Genomic DNA, 16,146 nt, shown 5'->3' with positions numbered 1-16,146 from the left:
GTCTGTACATGGAAAACCTGGATGCGCTGGTCTCTCAAGCACTAGAGGCTGTGCAAAGCGCTGAAGATATCAATGCCCTGGAGCAAATCCGGGTTCAATACCTTGGCAAAAAGGGTGAATTGACTCAGGTGATGAAGACCCTGGGGAATTTGCCGGCAGAAGAGCGTCCGCAAGTCGGTGCGCTGATCAACGTTGCCAAGGAGCGTGTTACAGGCGTTCTCAATGCGCGCATGGCTCTGTTTGAAGAAGCCGAACTGGCTGCCAAACTGTCTGCCGAATCCATTGACGTGACATTGCCGGGCCGTGGCCAGACCTCCGGTGGTCTGCATCCGGTGACCCGGACTCTGGAACGTGTCGAGCAGTTCTTCACCCGCATCGGCTACGGCATTGCCGAAGGCCCTGAGGTCGAAGACGACTATCACAACTTCGAAGCGCTCAACATCCCAGGCCATCACCCGGCCCGGTCGATGCATGACACCTTCTATTTCAACGCCAACATGCTGTTGCGCACCCATACCTCGCCGGTACAGGTCCGCACCATGGAATCGAAGCAGCCGCCGATCCGCATCGTCTGCCCAGGCCGCGTGTATCGCAGTGACTCCGATATCACCCACTCGCCGATGTTCCACCAGGTCGAAGGCCTGCTGGTTGATCGCGACATCAATTTTGCCGATCTCAAAGGCACCATCGAAGAATTCCTGCGGGTGTTCTTCGAGAAAGAACTGGCCGTACGGTTCCGTCCTTCGTACTTCCCGTTCACCGAGCCATCCGCTGAAGTCGACATGGAATGCGTGATGTGCAGCGGTAAAGGCTGCCGCGTCTGCAAGCAGACTGGCTGGCTGGAAGTGATGGGCTGCGGCATGGTTCACCCGAACGTGCTGCGTATGTCCGGCATCGATCCGGAAGAGTTCTCCGGTTTTGCCTTCGGCATGGGCGTCGAGCGTCTGGCCATGCTCCGTTACGGCGTGAACGACTTGCGTCTGTTCTTCGACAACGACTTGCGGTTCCTCGCGCAATTTCGCTAGTCGTAACGAATTCTTAGGAGAGCAGGATGAAATTCAGTGAACAATGGCTGCGTGGCTGGGTTAGCCCGCAGGTAAATCGCGACGAGCTGGTTGCTCGTCTGTCGATGGCTGGCCTTGAGGTCGATAGCGTGACCCCGGCCGCCGGTGTTTTCAGTGGTGTTGTGGTGGGCGAGGTGCTGAGCACCGAGCAACACCCTGATGCCGACAAGTTGCGCGTGTGCCAAGTCAGCAATGGTGCGGAAACCTTCCAGGTCGTGTGCGGTGCGCCAAACGTGCGTCCGGGCCTGAAGATTCCGTTCGCCATGATCGGTGCTGAGCTGCCGGGCGACTTCAAGATCAAGAAAGCCAAGCTGCGCGGCGTTGAGTCCAACGGCATGCTCTGCTCGCAAGCCGAACTGCAGGTCGGTGAAGGCAATGACGGTCTGATGGAACTGCCGGCCGATGCGCCGGTGGGCGAAGATTTCCGTGTGTACCTAGATCTGGAAGACGCCAGCATCGAGGTCGACTTGACCCCGAACCGCGGCGACTGCTTGTCCCTGGCCGGTCTGGCCCGTGAAGTCGGCGCGCTGTACGACGCGCCGGTGACCCGTCCAGTGGTCATGAGCATTCCTGCCGTGCACGATGAAGTGCGTTCGGTAGAAGTGCTGGCGCCAGCAGCATGCCCGCGTTACCTGGGTCGCGTTATCCGTAACGTTGATCTGTCCAAGCCGACGCCGCTGTGGATGGTTGAACGTCTGCGCCGCGCCGACGTGCGCAGCATCGACGCTGCCGTCGACATCACCAACTATGTGATGCTCGAACTGGGTCAGCCGCTGCATGCCTTCGATCTCGCCGAAATCAATGGCGGCATCCGTGTGCGCATGGCGGAAGAGGGCGAGAAGCTGGTACTGCTCGACGGTCAGGAAGTCAGCCTGCGTAGCGATACGCTGGTGATTGCCGACCACACCCGCGCGCTGGCGATTGCCGGTGTCATGGGTGGTGAGCACAGTGGTGTCTCCGCGACCACTCGCGATGTATTCCTGGAAAGTGCGTTCTTCGACCAGATCGCTGTGGCGGGCAAGGCTCGTTCCTACGGCCTGCACACCGACGCATCGCACCGCTACGAGCGTGGCGTCGACTGGCAACTGGCCCGTGAAGCCATGGAGCGCGCCACCGGCCTGCTGCTGGATATCACTGGCGGCGAAGCAGGCCCGATCATCGAGACCGTCAGCGAGCAGCATCTGCCGTCGATCGCACCGATCACCCTGCGTTCCCAGCGCATCACCCAGATGCTCGGTATGGAAATGGACTCCGCCCAGGTTGAGCGTTTGCTCGGCGGCCTGGGTCTCGGTATTTCCGCCGACGGTGAAGGCCAGTGGCGCGTAGAAGTGCCAAGCCATCGCTTCGACATCAGCCTGGAAGTCGATCTGATCGAAGAACTGGCGCGTCTGTACGGCTACAACCGTCTGCCGGTTCGTTACCCGCAAGCGCGCCTGGCGCCACAAGCCAAAGCTGAAGCACGTAGCGATCTGCCGGAGCTGCGTCGTCTGCTGGTGGCGCGTGGTTATCAGGAAGCGATCACTTACAGCTTCATCGATCCGCGTCAGTTCGAACTGTTCAGCCCGGGCGTCGAGCCGTTGTTGCTGGCCAATCCGATCTCCAATGACATGGCTGCCATGCGTTCGTCGCTGTGGCCGGGTCTGGTCAAAGCGCTGCAGCACAACCTCAACCGTCAGCAGGATCGCGTGCGTCTGTTCGAAAGCGGTCTGCGTTTCGTCGGTCAGCTCGAAGGCCTGAAGCAAGAGCCGATGCTGTCCGGTGTGGTTTGCGGTAGCCGTCTGCCGGAAGGCTGGGCACAAGGTCGCGACACCGTCGACTTCTTCGACGTCAAAGCTGACGTGGAAGCGGTGCTGGGCTTCGCCGGCGCACTGGATTCGTTCACTTTCGCTCCGGGCAAACACCCGGCGCTGCACCCGGGTCAAACCGCGCGCATCGAGCGGGAAGGGCGTGAAGTCGGCTTCATCGGTGCTATTCACCCGGAATTGTCGAAAGCATTGGGTCTGGATCGTCCAGTCTTCGTTTTCGAGCTGGTTCTGGCTGAAGTGGCACTCGGTAAAATGCCGAAATTCCACGAGTTGTCGCGCTTTCCTGAAGTGCGTCGTGACCTTGCACTGATTGCGCACAAAGACGTCGCGTCCGCAGCCGTACTGGACGTAATCCGTGAAAATGCAGGCGAATGGCTCACAGATCTCAGGCTGTTTGACGTGTATCAGGGTAAAGGTATTGATCCTGATAGAAAAAGCCTTGCAGTTGGCTTGACCTGGCAGCATCCATCGCGCACTCTTAATGACGATGAGGTGAATTCGACGACGCAAAATATCCTCACCTCGCTCGAACAAAGGTTGAACGCCACGTTAAGGAAGTGACGTATGGGGGCTTTGACGAAAGCTGAGATGGCGGAACGTCTGTATGAAGAGCTGGGCCTGAACAAGCGGGAAGCCAAGGAATTGGTCGAACTGTTTTTCGAGGAAATCAGGCACGCTCTTGAAGACAACGAGCAGGTCAAATTGTCCGGTTTCGGCAATTTCGACCTTCGGGACAAACGCCAGCGGCCTGGCCGCAACCCGAAAACGGGGGAAGAAATCCCGATCACGGCTCGCCGTGTGGTCACCTTTCGTCCAGGGCAGAAGTTGAAGGCCCGAGTTGAGGCTTATGCTGGAACCAAGTCATAACGACGAACTACCCGTCATCCCGGGCAAACGCTACTTCACCATCGGTGAAGTCAGCGAGCTGTGTGCCGTAAAGCCACACGTGCTGCGCTACTGGGAGCAGGAGTTTCCTCAGCTCAACCCCGTCAAACGCCGCGGAAACCGCCGGTATTATCAGCGCCAAGACGTGCTGATGATCCGGCAGATCCGCGCGCTCCTTTACGATCAGGGTTTCACCATCGGCGGCGCACGCTTGCGTTTGTCCGGCGATGAAGCCAAAGACGACACGACCCAATACAAGCAGATGATTCGGCAGATGATTGCCGAACTGGAAGACGTACTGGTGGTTCTCAAGAAATAAAAAGCAGCGTTTGAATACTTCCAGTTTTCAAACGCTTGCGCTATATTCTTGAGCGTTCTTCGAGGTGAAGAACAGTTGCAAAACCAGTCGGGGCGTAGCGCAGTCCGGTAGCGCACTAGCATGGGGTGCTAGGGGTCGAGTGTTCGAATCACTCCGTCCCGACCATTATTCCTGAGTAAAATCAGACAGTTAAGCCGATCAGATGGATCGGCTTTTTTGTGCCTGCGCAAAACTACCCGGTAATTTCGTTGAGAAGGCCTGGATTCACTCCGTCCCGACGATCTTTGCTGGCATTCAGCAAGCGTAAAACACCATTAAAAACCAGACATCCCCTCCGCACGAGAATTGATGCCTTCCTCAGCATCTGATTCCATCTCGTCTATGCGTAGTAAAGGTTCAGCGCAATCAGCTCAAACACAGCCACAAATACGCAGAACGTAACGAATCCCCGGGTAAACACCCTGCGAGGCTTTTCATAGCCTTGATAGTTACTGAATGCGCTGCAAAGGTTTCCCAGAAAATCAATAAAATCCATCAGATCTGCATCCTCGCCTGCACGCTTCACGCATCTTGCCAATTCCAGTCTGGTTGAAGTTTCTCATTGTCCTTACGGTCGGCCTCGGTAGTCGGCGTAGGGCTCTACTCCACCCACGGGGGTGGCCCGTCGTAGAGGGAAAGTCATCTGCAACTCTGTCTATGCAGCTCAGCATCAACAACTAATAAGGATATTAAGTGTTTCACAAACTGATATTACTGGCGTTGATCGCCAGTTCAAGCGGCTGTGCAGCAACGGCCATGCGGATGGATTATGACAAGCACCGATGTCCCTACATCGGTGTTCGGCTCGACTGGTGGTTGGTCGGTACATCCAAAGGCAAGTTGATTCCCTTTTTACTGATCGACGCGCCATTTTCATTGGTGGTCGATACCGTATTCTTCCCCTTCGAATATCAATACACCTGCAATTTCTGACTGGCGGGTAGTGCAACCCAAAGCAATGTAAAACTCCCTTAGAAAAGTCTTGGCATGTGCCAAGGCTTTTTCGTTGCTGACGCCTCCGCCGATAAAACTCAGGACGATCCAACCCTGCAGTCCCGCACCTGCATCAATGCAAACCCCAGAAGATTCAGACCTTTCCACAGATTCGGATCGTTCACATCTGCGTGATCCTGCGCGAGCCCAATTCCCCAAATGTCATCAACCGGGCTCGCTTCGACGATGACCCGAGATCCAGTGCGCATCAGGTATTCGTTCAGCTCCGGATTTTGGGAAACCTTGGCTTGGTTTGCCCGGACGACGATGTCGTATCGGTGGTGCAGCCAGAGCTGGTCGTTGAACCCGTGCACCTTGCGGCCGAGGGCTTTGGCGGCGTTCGGGGTCGGGGCCTGGAGTACTTGTGCACGAATTTCCTGATCGTCGAACAAGGCTGCCTTCTCGGCCATCATGAAGTGTTCGGCTGTCGGGTAGCGTTGCCCCTCGACAACGAATTCGGCTTCATACCACTGGCTGAAGCACGAAGCCGTGACGGCGTTTTTGCTTCGCTGGTGTCCCCAGAAAAAAGTGAAATCCAGAGGCTCTCCAGCGTTGAAGCGAGCGCGTAGATCTTCGAGAAGTTTAGAGTCGTGCAATGAGATTTCCTCGGTAACTGACGTTCGACGTTACAGTTGCTGTGCGTGTCAGGGCAATACGCAATATTGCCCAGAGACTAATCCAGTGGGCCCAAGACCTGGCGGTAGTGTTCTTCGCCTTGAAGCGTCTGCCGGGTCAGGCGGATTTCCAGGCCTTGGGGGTTTTCTTTGCGGTTGCCGCTGAGCTGGCGCCAGCCCATCTCGGGTTCCCAGACGCGTACTTGCAGGTCGCTGATGCTGTCGAGCACCGCCACTGCCTGTTTCGGCGCGGGCAGCGGGTAGTGATCACGTGGCGTGGCGGCGGCGCGGTACAGGGTTTGATCTTTCAACCACCAGCGCACGCGCTGCAAGCCGTTGTGCGAGGTGGCAGCACTGCGGATCACGTCAAGACGAAAGCGCTGGTCGTCGGCGCTGCGCACGCTGATTGCCGCTGGCTGCCCGGATCGTTCGTCATCGTTGTCGTTCAACAGTGGCTCGCGCAGTTCGATGCTGGCGCGCAAGGCGATATCTCGTTCCAGTTGATGCAGCGTGCGCAGCAGTGCTTCGGTGTGTTCGGTGCTCGCCTGCAGGTGCGTGTCGGCGCGGCTCACGCTGTCCAGACCGCGCCAGGCAATCAGGCTGACGATCGCCATGAGCATGATCGCGACCATCACTTCGATCAGGGTAAAACCCTCTTGCCGGTTATTCATGGCTGGTTGGCCAAGGTCAATTTGCCCGTGGCTGTGCGCTGCACGGTGAGCGTGTTCTGGCCGTCCGAGAGTTGCAGTTGTGCGGGTGAATCGAACCACTCGGCGTTCAGTATCAGCGGCTGCCTAGGTGTCACTTGCACCTTCAGCGATGGCGTTTCCCAGTGACGGGGGCGCAGTTGCGGATCGGCGAGAAAGTGATCGAAGCCGGGGCCTTGTTCATTGCGACGAATGAAATGAAAGCCGTTTTTGTCCGCCAGCCAAGTGATCGGGCGTCCATCGGCCAGGGCTTCGGCATGGGCGATTTGCAGCAACTGGATCAAGCGATTGGCGTCCTTGCGCAGCAGTTGTGCTGGGTCAGGCTTGATACTCAGGCTGACGGCGGCGCTGGCAATACCGATGATGATCAACACCACCATCAATTCGATGAGGGTGAAGCCTGTTTGTCTGTCCTTGTTCATACCGCAACGTTCCTTCGTTGTGAATCCATCCTGGCGGATTCGAACCATCAATCCCGATAGAAAAGCGAATGTTGTCCTGTAGACTGCGACGCAAGACAACAGGGAGGTTGGGTCTTGGCATTTACTTTTCGCTTATCCGCAACGCAGCTTGTGCAGTCGGCGGCGCTGATCACGGCGCTGGCAGGCGGACTATTCTGGTCTGCGCTGTTGCTGACGCAGGCACAGTCCCACGTTCCGGCGGTGGACCCCCAAGTGCTGCCGGCGCGCGCCGACACAGCGGCTTTGCAGTGGTTTTCCAACCAGCCGGCACCGTTGGATATCAAGGTTTCCGGAGTGCTGGCAGGGGCGCACGCTGCAGTAGCAATCCTGAGTCTCAACGACGGTCCGCCGCGCAGTTTTCTGGTGGGTGATCGCTTGGCTCTGGGTGTGCACGTGATAGCTATTGAACAGGATGCGGTGGTCATTGAGCGTGGCGCAGAAAAGAGCCGATTAAAAGTCAGCACGCTGCCAGACTCCCCGTCGCTGCCTCGGTTGACTCGACCCTGAGCTGTGTCATTGGCGCTTTTCCTGCGGCCGGCCGAGTAAGGTTTCGAGTCGCGCCAAGGGCGGTGCCTGACGTTCGCGATCCGAAACCAGCAGCGTCACGCGCATCAGTCGTCCATCGGTGCTCGGGGTCACGCGTTGATCACAGCGCAGTTGCAGGCGACCTTGATCACACTCGAAGGTTTTCAGTCCCGGGGCAAAGTCTTCTTCCAGACGCAACTCGGCGAGTCGGGTCTGCGCCGCCAGCAAAGCGATCGAGCGATCGCGCAACAGGCCATTGCTCTGGGTCATCAGGCCCGCAACGCGCACGGCCGCAGACATGGCCACGGCGATGATTGCCAAAGCCACCAGAACCTCGATGAGGGTGAAACCTCGCTCCTTGCGCAACGCTTCCATGCTTGTCTCTGCGGTTGAAACCGGCCCGCAGAATAACACCCGTCCTTTGGCGAATGTGCAGAAAAACAGTGCGTTAATGATTGTTGTACGATGACTGGCTTTTGTTACACTGCGCGCCGAATGTAATCATGCCAAGGAAGGTTGAAATGGATTTCGCGCGCGTCAAATCTCAGTCCGCAGGTCGTCGAGGTCAGCAGGGTTTTACCCTGATCGAGATCATGGTGGTGGTAGTCATCCTCGGCATTCTGGCGGCGATGGTCGTGCCCAAGGTGCTCGACCGACCTGATCAGGCCCGAGCCACTGCGGCGAAACAAGACATCGCCGGCCTGATGCAGGCGCTCAAACTCTACCGCCTCGACCACGGCAATTACCCGACGCTGAATCAGGGGCTGAAGGTGTTGGTGGAGCGTCCGGCGGATGCGAAAAACAGCAACTGGCGCTCTTATCTGGAACGCTTGCCCAACGACCCGTGGGGGCGTCCTTACAACTATCTGAATCCTGGCGCGAACGGTGAGATCGACATCTTCTCCCTCGGCGCAGACGGCCAACCCGACGGCGACGGCGTCAATGCCGATATTGGTTCCTGGCAGCTCTGAGAGCGGCCATGAAATCATCGTCGCCACAGGCGCAGAAACAGCGCGGCATGGCCATTATCAGCGCCTTGCTGATTGCCGCCGTGGTTGCGGTGATCGCCGCTGGCATGCTCACCCGTCAGAGCGTCTTTACCCGTTCTCTTGAAGCGGAACAGTCGCGAGTGCAGGGCGCTGCTGCGCTGTTGGCGGGGCTGGAGCTCAGTCGGCAACTGCTCAGAGACACGCGTCAACAGGACGCGCTGACCCGGCTCGATCAACCTTGGGCGCAGCCTGTCAAAAGCCATTTGTTGAGTTCGCCGGGGGGCGGTTTCGAGGGGCGCATCGAGGATCAGCAGGGCAAGTTCAATTTGCGCAATTTACTCAGCAATGAGCGCGTCGATGGCGGACAGTTGCGCAGCTTCGAACGCCTCTGCGAAATGATCGGAATCGATGCTGCCCTCAGCCAGCGCATCAGCCAGCGAGTCATTGCCTCCTACCCGAGAATGCCCGACCTGCAAGCCGCCGGGCAGAGTATGGCGCAGACCGGTTTCGACGGCGTCCGCGCGACGTCGCCGAGTGCGCGTCGAAGCCCCTTGCCGGCCACTCAGCCGATGTTGCGCAGCCTTGATGATTTACGTGGCCTCGAAGGCATGAACGAGGAGCTGCTTGGGCGCTTGAATCAGTATGTCAGCCTGATTCCGGCCAAGACCTGGGTCAACGGTAATACTGCCAGCGCCGAGGTATTGGTGGCGGTGGTACCGGGTTTATCGCTGGCGCAGGCCAGGGCTGTGGTGGGAGAGCGCGATCGTGGTCAGTGGTTCATCAATCGCGGGGACTTCGTCAACCGTCTGCACTTGCCGCATCTGACCGTCGACGGACTGAACGTCGGCATCAGCAGCGATTGGTTTCTGCTGCGCGGACACGCGCGTCGTGACCAGCGCCGCGTCAGCCTGGATGCGCTGCTGCATCGACCCGCCGACGACCTGCCGAAAGTGGTCTGGTCGAGGCTCGGCGTATGACTCGCCTGCGAGTCGCCTTGCCGCCGCTGGCGGGTTTGACCTCAGACTCTGAGGTTGAATTTGCGCGCCTGGATCGGCATGACCAGGTCAGTCAGACCGGTGTCAGCACGCTGTTGCTGATTGAACAGGAGTGGCCGTTACAGCCCGTCGAGTTTTTTCTGCATCCGGCGGACAGTGTACTGACCAGTTTGCAGTTGCCACCGCTGGCTCCGGTGAAGATCGAGGCGGCGGTGAAGTGTGCCGCGCAGGCGCTGATTCTGGGTGGCACTGAACAAATGTACGTTGCACACAGTGCTCGTGAGGTCTCGGGGCAAGTGTCGCTGGCCTGGCTCGCGCAGGCATCTCTGGATCGTTTCGGGCTGTTATTGGCTCAGCACCGATTGAAGCTGCGAGGCCTTTACCCGGCGCCTTATGCTCTGCCGGTGCCCACGCAGGGGCAGGTCAGCGCCTGCGTGCTGGACGGGCAATTGCTGCTGCGCTTCAGCGGTGCGCAGGCTTCGGTAGAACCCTTGGCGCAGGAGCGTCTGGATGAACTCGTCACCAGTGGTCGCGGCTTGCAGTGGATCGGCGCGGATGCTCCTGCAACAGTCTTCGAACCACAACCTGCGGAGCAGCGCTGGTGTGGCGTTGCGCCGGGATGGGGGTTGCATGCAGGCATCGGCAAGGCTGCCGGCCCCGCTCGCGGTTGGGGCAAGGCCGTCTTCTGTTGTGCCTTGGCGATTGCGATCTGGGTGTCAGGGCTGAACCTTTACGCGGCCCGTGAAGTGACCCAGGGCGAGCAGCTCAAGGCGCAAATGAGCCAACGGGTGAAGCAGGCTTTTCCAGAGTTACCGGTGATTCTCAATCCGTTGCAGCAGGCTCGCCAGCAACTGGCGGCTCGACACAATGGGGTGGCGGCCGAGGCGAATCACGGGTTTGCCTACCTGGTGCAAAACGCCGCGAGCGCGCTGCCGTTTATGGCGGGCAGCGTCCAGCGTATGACCTATGAGCAGGGACGTTTGCAGTTGGAGTTGGCCGCCGACACTGCGCAGGCACCCGCCGACGGCGCATTGCCGGGGGCGCTGACGCAGGCAGGATTGGTCGCCAGACGCGAAGACAACGTGTGGATTTTCAGCCCGCAGATTGAGCCGGCAGCGGTTGAGGACGATGCCGACATGGACAGCGACGATGAATAATCTACTGGCGATCTATCGGGCTCGCTGGCTGCTGCTGCGTGCACAGATTCATCGGCATTGGGCGCCGCTGACCTTACGCGAAAAACGCCTGGTTGCGGGCACCGCATTGATGTTAGGGGGTGTGCTGATCTGGCTGCTGCTCGTCCAGCCACCGCTGAAAAAGATTGAGCATTGGCAGACCGAAACGCCGAAGTTGCGTGGCCAGGCCGAAGCGCTGGATCTGTTGTTGCGCGAGGTGGCGACAGCGCCCATTGGGCAAAACTTCGAGCGGTCATTGCAGCAATCTCTCGATGGCAGCGGGCTGCTTGGTCACTACCAGTTGCAGACAGTTGGCACCGCTTGGCAGTTGACGTTCGAGGATGCACCCGCTGATGCCGTCATCAGTTGGCTGTTAATCCACCCCGTGCGGTTTTCACTTGAAGTGGTCGAGGCTCGTTTGCAGCGTGCAAGTGAGGTCAAGGTCGATGATACGGCAGGCACTCTGTCGGGAACCGTTCGCATGGATCAGGCGCTGGGCGCTAAGGAAGCTTCATGAAGTGGTCAGGATCCAAACCGGCACGTCTGGCGTTGCCGATGCTGCTGATGGCGTTGAGCGCGTGCAGCAATACCAGCACCACGCCGCAGAACCAGCCGCCGTTGCTGGTCGACAGTGAACTCGGGCGGCCGCTGGCCAACACCCAGCGCAGCGGCGACGCGGTGCTCGACCGCGAACGTGCGCAGGCCCAAGCGCGACCTGTGCCGAAGCAATTGCACAACATCAGCAAGAGTGCGCGCAGTGGGGCGGCGGCGTCGGGCATTGCCTTGCCGAGTAATCCTTTGGGCGATCAACCGGTGACGCTGAATTTTGTCGACGCCGATATTCAAGCGGTGGTGCGCGCGTTGGCGCGTTCTACCGGGCAGCAGTTTTTGGTCGACCCTCGGGTCAAGGGCACGTTGACGCTGGTGTCGGAAGGTCAGGTGCCGGCGCGGCAGGCTTACGACATGTTGCTGGCGGCGTTGCGCATGCAGGGTTTCAGTGTGGTCGATGTTGGCGGTGTGGCGCAGGTGGTGCCGGAGGCGGATGCGAAGTTGCTCGGCGGGCCGATCTACAGTGCCGACAAACCGGCCGGCAACGGCATGCTCACGCGCACGTTTCGTTTGCAATACGAAAACGCGGTGAACCTGATTCCGGTGCTGCGGCCGATCGTTTCGCCGAACAATCCGATCAACGCCTATCCGGGCAATAACACCATCGTCATCACCGATTACGCCGAGAACCTGACCCGCGTTGCGCAGTTGATCGCGAGCATTGATTCGCCGAGTGCGATCGACACCGATGTGGTGCAGATCCAGAACGGCATCGCTGCCGACATTGCGCCGATGGTCGCGGATTTGCTTGATGCGCCGGGCAATGATCCGACGCAGAAAATTGCGGTGATTGGTGATCCGCGTTCCAACACCATCATCATTCGCGCCGGCAGCCCGGAGCGCACCGAGCTGGCGCGTAACCTGATTTACAAACTGGATAACGCGCAGAGCAATCCGAGCAATCTGCACGTGGTTTATCTGCGTAATGCGCAGGCGGCGAAACTGGCGCAGGCCTTGCGCGGTTTGCTCACCGGCGAGAGTGACAGCGGCAGCAGTGACAGTGCGCGTTCGGTGCTCAGTGCCATGGGCGCAAGTACCGGTGGCAGCGCTGGGCAAAATGGCCAAAGTAGTACGCAAAGCAGCGGCACTACATCGACTAATAGCAGCGGCAGCACGGGCGGCAGTTACGCCCAGGGCAGCAGTGGCGGCACAACTGGTAGCGGCGGCGCGCAAAGCAGCGATCAGAACGTCGCTTTCAGTGCCGGCGGCGTGACCATTCAGGCGGACGCCACCACCAACACCTTGCTGATTTCCGCGCCGGAGCCTTTGTATCGCAACTTGCGCGAGGTGATCGATCTGCTTGACCAGCGCCGCGCGCAAGTGGTGATCGAGAGCCTGATCGTCGAAGTCGGCGAGGACGATGCCAGTGAGTTCGGTGTGCAGTGGCAGACCGGCAATCTCGGTGGCAATGGCGTGATCGGTGGCGCGAATCTCGGTGGTTCGGGGCTCAACACCAACGGCAAAACCAGCATCGATGTGCTGCCTCAGGGGTTGAATCTGGGCTACGTCAACGGCACCGTCGATATCCCCGGGATCGGCAAGATCCTTGACCTGAAAGTGCTGGCCCGGGCGTTGAAGAGCAAGGGCGGCACCAACGTGTTGTCGACGCCGAACCTGCTGACCCTCGACAACGAAGCGGCGAGTATTTTTGTCGGCCAAACCATTCCGTTTGTCAGCGGCAGTTATGTGACGGGCGGCGGGGGCACCAGCAATAACCCGTTCCAGACCGTGACCCGTGAAGAGGTCGGTTTGAAGCTCAACGTGCGCCCGCAGATTTCCGAGGGTGGTACGGTCAAGCTCGACATCTATCAGGAAGTCAGCAGCATTGATGAGCGGGCTTCGGCCAGTGCCAATTCGGCGGGGATTGTCACCAACAAACGCGCGATCGACACCAGCATTCTGCTCGATGACGGGCAGATCATGGTCCTTGGTGGCTTGCTGCAGGATGGCTACAGCCAGAGCAATGACGCGGTGCCGTGGCTGGGCAGTTTGCCGGGCATCGGCGCGCTGTTTCGCAATGAACGCCGGGCGATCACCAAGACCAACCTGATGGTTTTTTTGCGGCCGTACATCATTCGCGACAGTGAGGCGGGGCGCAGCATTACGTTGAACCGCTACGACTTCATGCGCCGCGCTCAGGGTGGTTTGCAGCCGGAACGCAGCTGGGCGATGCCAGACATGCAGGCGCCGCAGTTGCCGACGGCGGCGCAGGGTGTGCCGGCGGTTTTACCAGGGGCGGGTCCGCGCGCCACTATCAAAGCGGTGCCCATCCAATGAGTGCGCTGCCCTACGCCTGGGCCAAGGCGCAGCGGATTCTGTTGTGCGATGGCGTGTTGACGGTGTGCCCGTCAACGCCGGGCTGGTCGATCAGCGAGGCGCGGCGGCAGTTCGGCGCGACCACGATTCAGCGGGTGCGCGATGACGAACTCGACGGTTTGCTCGCCAGCGCGTACGCCGACACCGGCAGTGCGGCGGCGGTGGTTGGGGCTGCGGAAAACGAAGTTGATCTGGATCGGCTGATGCAGGACATGCCGGAAATCACCGACCTGCTCGACACCCAGGACGGCGCGCCGGTGATCCGCATGATCAACGCCTTGCTCACCCAGGCCGCGCGCGATGAGGCCAGCGACATTCACATCGAACCGTTCGAAACCCATTCGGTGGTGCGCTATCGCGTCGACGGAACCTTGCGCGATGTGGTCTCACCGCGCAAGGCGTTGCATGGTGCGCTGGTGTCGCGGATCAAGATCATGGCCCAGCTCGACATCGCCGAAAAACGCCTGCCGCAGGACGGTCGCATCGCCTTGCGCGTGGCCGGGCGGCCGATCGATATCCGTGTTTCCACGGTGCCAACCGGGCATGGCGAAAGGGTGGTGATGCGTCTGCTCGACAAACAGGCCGGGCGTCTGCATCTGGAAACCCTGGGCATGGACGCGCAGGTGCTGGCCAAACTCGATCACCTGATTCGCCAGCCCCACGGCATTGTTTTGGTCACTGGACCCACCGGCAGCGGCAAAACCACCAGCCTCTACGCCGCACTGGCTCGGCTCGATGCGAGTACCAGCAACATCCTTACCGTGGAAGACCCGGTGGAATACGACCTGCCGGGCATCAGCCAGATCCAGGTCAATGCCAAGATCGACATGACTTTTGCGTTGGCGCTGCGAGCGATTCTGCGCCAGGACCCGGACATCATCATGATCGGCGAAATCCGCGATCTCGAAACTGCGCAAATCGCTGTGCAGGCTTCGTTGACCGGCCACTTGGTGCTGGCGACGCTGCACACCAACGACGCGGTGTCGGCAGTCAACCGCTTGATCGACATGGGCGTCGAACCGTTTCTGCTGGCCTCGTCGATGCTCGGCGTGCTCGCGCAAAGATTGGTGCGCCGCCTCTGTAATCAATGCAAAGAGGAAGACCCGGCGACACCGGGCACTTGGCGCCCGGTCGGTTGTCCAGCGTGCAATCAGACTGGCTACAGCGGCCGCACCGGCATCCACGAATTGTTTTGCATCGACGACGACATCCGCACACTGATTCACCAAGGGGCAGGGGAGCAGGCTCTGCGCGCATCAGCCGCCAAGGCCGGGATGTTCAGCCTGCGCGAGGACGGTGAGCGATGGATCCGCAGCGGCGCCACCGCGCCTGAAGAAATCCTCCGTGTGACACGGGACGCCTGATGAATCGCTATCGTTTTGAAGCTGCCGACGTGACCGGCAAGATTGAGTCCGGGCATCTTGAGGCCGAGAGCCAGAGTGCGGCGTTCAGCGTTTTGCGTGGACGCGGTTTGACTGCACTGTCGGTAAACAAAGAAAGCAACGTTGCCCAGCACGGCGGCGGCGGGTTGTTCAGTGCCAAACTTTCCGATAACGATCTGGCCTGGGCCACACGGCAACTGGCGAGTCTGTTGGGCGCGAGTCTGCCGTTGGAAGCGGCGCTGAGTGCCACGGTCGAACAGGCCGAGAAAAAACACATCGCCCACACTCTTAGCGCCGTGCGCGCCGATGTGCGCAGCGGCATGCGACTGGCGGAATCGCTGGCCGCGCGACCGAGAGACTTTCCCGAGATTTACCGCGCGCTGATTGCGGCCGGGGAAGAGTCCGGCGATCTGGCACAGGTCATGGAGCGACTGGCTGATTACATCGAGGAGCGCAACAACCTGCGTGGCAAGATTCTCACGGCGTTTATCTATCCGGGCGTGGTTGGGTTGGTGTCGATCGGCATTGTGATTTTCCTGCTCAGTTACGTAGTGCCGCAGGTGGTCAGCGCGTTTTCCCAGGCGCGGCAGGATTTGCCGGGGTTGACCCTGGCGATGCTCAACGCCAGTGATTTCATCCGCAGTTGGGGCTGGCTGTGCGCAGCGATCATGGCCGGCGCGTTCTGGAGTTGGCGCCTGTATCTGCGCAATCCGGCGGCGCGTTTGAGTTGGCATCATCGGGTGCTGAAGTTGCCGCTGTTCGGGCGCTTCATCTTGGGCCTGAACACCGCACGTTTCGCCTCGACGCTGGCGATTCTCGGCGGCGCCGGGGTGCCATTGTTACGCGCACTGGAGGCGGCGCGGCAGACGCTGTCCAACGACCGCTTGAGTTTGAGCGTCACTGAGGCCACGGCCAAGGTACGTGAGGGCGTCAACCTCGCCGCCGCGTTGCGCGTGGAAAATGTCTTCCCACCCGTGCTGATTCATCTGATCGCCAGTGGCGAGAAAACCGGTTCATTGCCACCGATGCTTGAGCGCGCGGCGCAGACCCTGTCGCGTGATATCGAGCGGCGAGCGATGGGCATGACCGCGTTGCTGGAGCCGCTGATGATTGTGGTGATGGGCGGGGTGGTGCTGGTGATTGTGATGGCGGTGCTGCTGCCGATCATTGAGATTAATCAACTGGTCCAGTAGCCGCTTTTGATGGTGTCTGATCGGGCCCCTTCGCGAGCAGGCTCGCTCTCACAGGGGGAATGCATTTCGAAATGT

At 59.7% G+C, this 16,146-nt stretch carries 17 protein-coding genes and 1 tRNA gene; 14 read left to right on the top strand and 4 right to left on the bottom strand.

Annotation, left to right across the window (positions count from 1 at the left end; genetic code table 11):
- Window positions 1–8 precede the first annotated feature (8 nt).
- From pheS to ACOYXE_RS12415, 6 genes are all read left to right on the top strand, one after another.
- A complete protein-coding gene (pheS, locus tag ACOYXE_RS12440) occupies window positions 9–1,025 on the top strand; it encodes a phenylalanine--tRNA ligase subunit alpha (RefSeq protein WP_003226365.1) in 1,017 nt (338 codons plus the stop codon).
- A 26-nt stretch (window positions 1,026–1,051) separates the two neighbouring features.
- The gene (pheT, locus tag ACOYXE_RS12435) at window positions 1,052–3,430 is read left to right on the top strand and encodes a phenylalanine--tRNA ligase subunit beta (RefSeq protein WP_460929468.1); all 2,379 of its coding nucleotides are present in this window, start codon (window positions 1,052–1,054) and stop codon (window positions 3,428–3,430) included.
- A 3-nt stretch (window positions 3,431–3,433) separates the two neighbouring features.
- Window positions 3,434–3,736: an integration host factor subunit alpha gene (gene ihfA / locus ACOYXE_RS12430; protein ID WP_002553164.1), complete on the top strand. Its 303-nt coding sequence runs from the start codon at window positions 3,434–3,436 to the stop codon at window positions 3,734–3,736.
- Complete coding sequence (locus tag ACOYXE_RS12425) at window positions 3,717–4,073, top strand: MerR family transcriptional regulator (RefSeq protein WP_003179985.1); 357 nt, start codon at window positions 3,717–3,719, stop codon at window positions 4,071–4,073. Before ihfA ends, ACOYXE_RS12425 begins: the two co-directional genes overlap by 20 nt.
- An 88-nt stretch (window positions 4,074–4,161) precedes the next feature.
- Window positions 4,162–4,238 (top strand) — tRNA-Pro (locus tag ACOYXE_RS12420).
- A 567-nt stretch (window positions 4,239–4,805) separates the two neighbouring features.
- The gene (locus ACOYXE_RS12415; protein ID WP_460929465.1) at window positions 4,806–5,045 is read left to right on the top strand and encodes a YceK/YidQ family lipoprotein; all 240 of its coding nucleotides are present in this window, start codon (window positions 4,806–4,808) and stop codon (window positions 5,043–5,045) included.
- A gap of 98 nt (window positions 5,046–5,143) precedes the next feature.
- Here ACOYXE_RS12415 and ACOYXE_RS12410 read toward each other — a convergent pair whose 3' ends face one another.
- The 3 genes from ACOYXE_RS12410 to ACOYXE_RS12400 all read right to left on the bottom strand — a co-directional run bounded on the left by ACOYXE_RS12410 (window position 5,144) and on the right by ACOYXE_RS12400 (window position 6,848).
- Window positions 5,144–5,701, bottom strand: coding sequence for an NADAR family protein (locus ACOYXE_RS12410; protein ID WP_460929463.1), 558 nt, complete (start codon window positions 5,699–5,701; stop codon window positions 5,144–5,146).
- Window positions 5,702–5,778: 77 nt separating this feature from the next.
- Window positions 5,779–6,390 (bottom strand): type II secretion system protein GspJ, encoded by a 612-nt coding sequence (locus tag ACOYXE_RS12405; protein ID WP_160057174.1) that lies wholly within the window; start codon window positions 6,388–6,390, stop codon window positions 5,779–5,781.
- Complete coding sequence (locus ACOYXE_RS12400; RefSeq protein ID WP_460929461.1) at window positions 6,387–6,848, bottom strand: GspH/FimT family pseudopilin; 462 nt, start codon at window positions 6,846–6,848, stop codon at window positions 6,387–6,389. Before ACOYXE_RS12400 ends, ACOYXE_RS12405 begins: the two co-directional genes overlap by 4 nt.
- Window positions 6,849–6,962: 114 nt before the next feature.
- Between ACOYXE_RS12400 and ACOYXE_RS12395 the strand changes: the two genes are divergently transcribed.
- The gene (locus tag ACOYXE_RS12395) at window positions 6,963–7,394 is read left to right on the top strand and encodes a type II secretion system protein N (protein WP_460929459.1); all 432 of its coding nucleotides are present in this window, start codon (window positions 6,963–6,965) and stop codon (window positions 7,392–7,394) included.
- Between the two features lie 6 nt (window positions 7,395–7,400).
- Here ACOYXE_RS12395 and gspI read toward each other — a convergent pair whose 3' ends face one another.
- The gene (gspI, locus tag ACOYXE_RS12390) at window positions 7,401–7,787 is read right to left on the bottom strand and encodes a type II secretion system minor pseudopilin GspI (RefSeq protein WP_034152659.1); all 387 of its coding nucleotides are present in this window, start codon (window positions 7,785–7,787) and stop codon (window positions 7,401–7,403) included.
- Window positions 7,788–7,933: 146 nt separating this feature from the next.
- Here gspI and gspG point away from each other — a divergent pair, with 146 nt between their 5' ends.
- From gspG to gspF, 7 genes are read left to right on the top strand one after another with little or no spacing between them, the layout of a single operon-like run.
- Window positions 7,934–8,383: a type II secretion system major pseudopilin GspG gene (gspG, locus tag ACOYXE_RS12385; RefSeq protein ID WP_160057178.1), complete on the top strand. Its 450-nt coding sequence runs from the start codon at window positions 7,934–7,936 to the stop codon at window positions 8,381–8,383.
- Window positions 8,384–8,391: 8 nt separating this feature from the next.
- Window positions 8,392–9,378, top strand: a complete 987-nt coding sequence (gspK, locus tag ACOYXE_RS12380; protein WP_460929456.1) for a type II secretion system minor pseudopilin GspK — start codon at window positions 8,392–8,394, stop codon at window positions 9,376–9,378.
- Complete coding sequence (gene gspL / locus ACOYXE_RS12375; protein WP_160057180.1) at window positions 9,375–10,553, top strand: type II secretion system protein GspL; 1,179 nt, start codon at window positions 9,375–9,377, stop codon at window positions 10,551–10,553. Before gspK ends, gspL begins: the two co-directional genes overlap by 4 nt.
- The gene (gspM, locus tag ACOYXE_RS12370) at window positions 10,546–11,088 is read left to right on the top strand and encodes a type II secretion system protein GspM (RefSeq protein ID WP_460929454.1); all 543 of its coding nucleotides are present in this window, start codon (window positions 10,546–10,548) and stop codon (window positions 11,086–11,088) included. The genes gspL and gspM overlap by 8 nt, the downstream gene beginning before the upstream one ends.
- Complete coding sequence (gene gspD, locus ACOYXE_RS12365; protein ID WP_460929452.1) at window positions 11,085–13,457, top strand: type II secretion system secretin GspD; 2,373 nt, start codon at window positions 11,085–11,087, stop codon at window positions 13,455–13,457. Before gspM ends, gspD begins: the two co-directional genes overlap by 4 nt.
- Window positions 13,454–14,860, top strand: coding sequence for a type II secretion system ATPase GspE (gene gspE, locus ACOYXE_RS12360; protein WP_460929450.1), 1,407 nt, complete (start codon window positions 13,454–13,456; stop codon window positions 14,858–14,860). Before gspD ends, gspE begins: the two co-directional genes overlap by 4 nt.
- Window positions 14,860–16,071: a type II secretion system inner membrane protein GspF gene (gene gspF, locus ACOYXE_RS12355; RefSeq protein ID WP_460929448.1), complete on the top strand. Its 1,212-nt coding sequence runs from the start codon at window positions 14,860–14,862 to the stop codon at window positions 16,069–16,071. The genes gspE and gspF overlap by 1 nt, the downstream gene beginning before the upstream one ends.
- The last annotated feature ends 75 nt before the right edge of the window (window positions 16,072–16,146 follow it).

Source organism: Pseudomonas sp. MC6, from assembly GCF_054790575.1.
Note: the sequence above shows the minus strand (reverse complement) of the source record. Positions and strands in the feature narration are given on the sequence as shown.

Coding starts and splice junctions, on each gene's coding strand:
- gspD (WP_460929452.1), top strand. CDS start 11,085: ATGAAGTGGTCAGGATCCAAACCGGCACGTCTGGCGTTGCCGATGCTG.
- gspG (WP_160057178.1), top strand. CDS start 7,934: ATGGATTTCGCGCGCGTCAAATCTCAGTCCGCAGGTCGTCGAGGTCAG.
- gspM (WP_460929454.1), top strand. CDS start 10,546: ATGAATAATCTACTGGCGATCTATCGGGCTCGCTGGCTGCTGCTGCGT.
- ACOYXE_RS12400 (WP_460929461.1), bottom strand. CDS start 6,848: ATGAACAAGGACAGACAAACAGGCTTCACCCTCATCGAATTGATGGTG.
- gspE (WP_460929450.1), top strand. CDS start 13,454: ATGAGTGCGCTGCCCTACGCCTGGGCCAAGGCGCAGCGGATTCTGTTG.
- gspL (WP_160057180.1), top strand. CDS start 9,375: ATGACTCGCCTGCGAGTCGCCTTGCCGCCGCTGGCGGGTTTGACCTCA.
- pheT (WP_460929468.1), top strand. CDS start 1,052: ATGAAATTCAGTGAACAATGGCTGCGTGGCTGGGTTAGCCCGCAGGTA.
- pheS (WP_003226365.1), top strand. CDS start 9: ATGGAAAACCTGGATGCGCTGGTCTCTCAAGCACTAGAGGCTGTGCAA.
- gspK (WP_460929456.1), top strand. CDS start 8,392: ATGAAATCATCGTCGCCACAGGCGCAGAAACAGCGCGGCATGGCCATT.
- gspF (WP_460929448.1), top strand. CDS start 14,860: ATGAATCGCTATCGTTTTGAAGCTGCCGACGTGACCGGCAAGATTGAG.
- ihfA (WP_002553164.1), top strand. CDS start 3,434: ATGGGGGCTTTGACGAAAGCTGAGATGGCGGAACGTCTGTATGAAGAG.
- ACOYXE_RS12405 (WP_160057174.1), bottom strand. CDS start 6,390: ATGAATAACCGGCAAGAGGGTTTTACCCTGATCGAAGTGATGGTCGCG.
- gspI (WP_034152659.1), bottom strand. CDS start 7,787: ATGGAAGCGTTGCGCAAGGAGCGAGGTTTCACCCTCATCGAGGTTCTG.
- ACOYXE_RS12425 (WP_003179985.1), top strand. CDS start 3,717: ATGCTGGAACCAAGTCATAACGACGAACTACCCGTCATCCCGGGCAAA.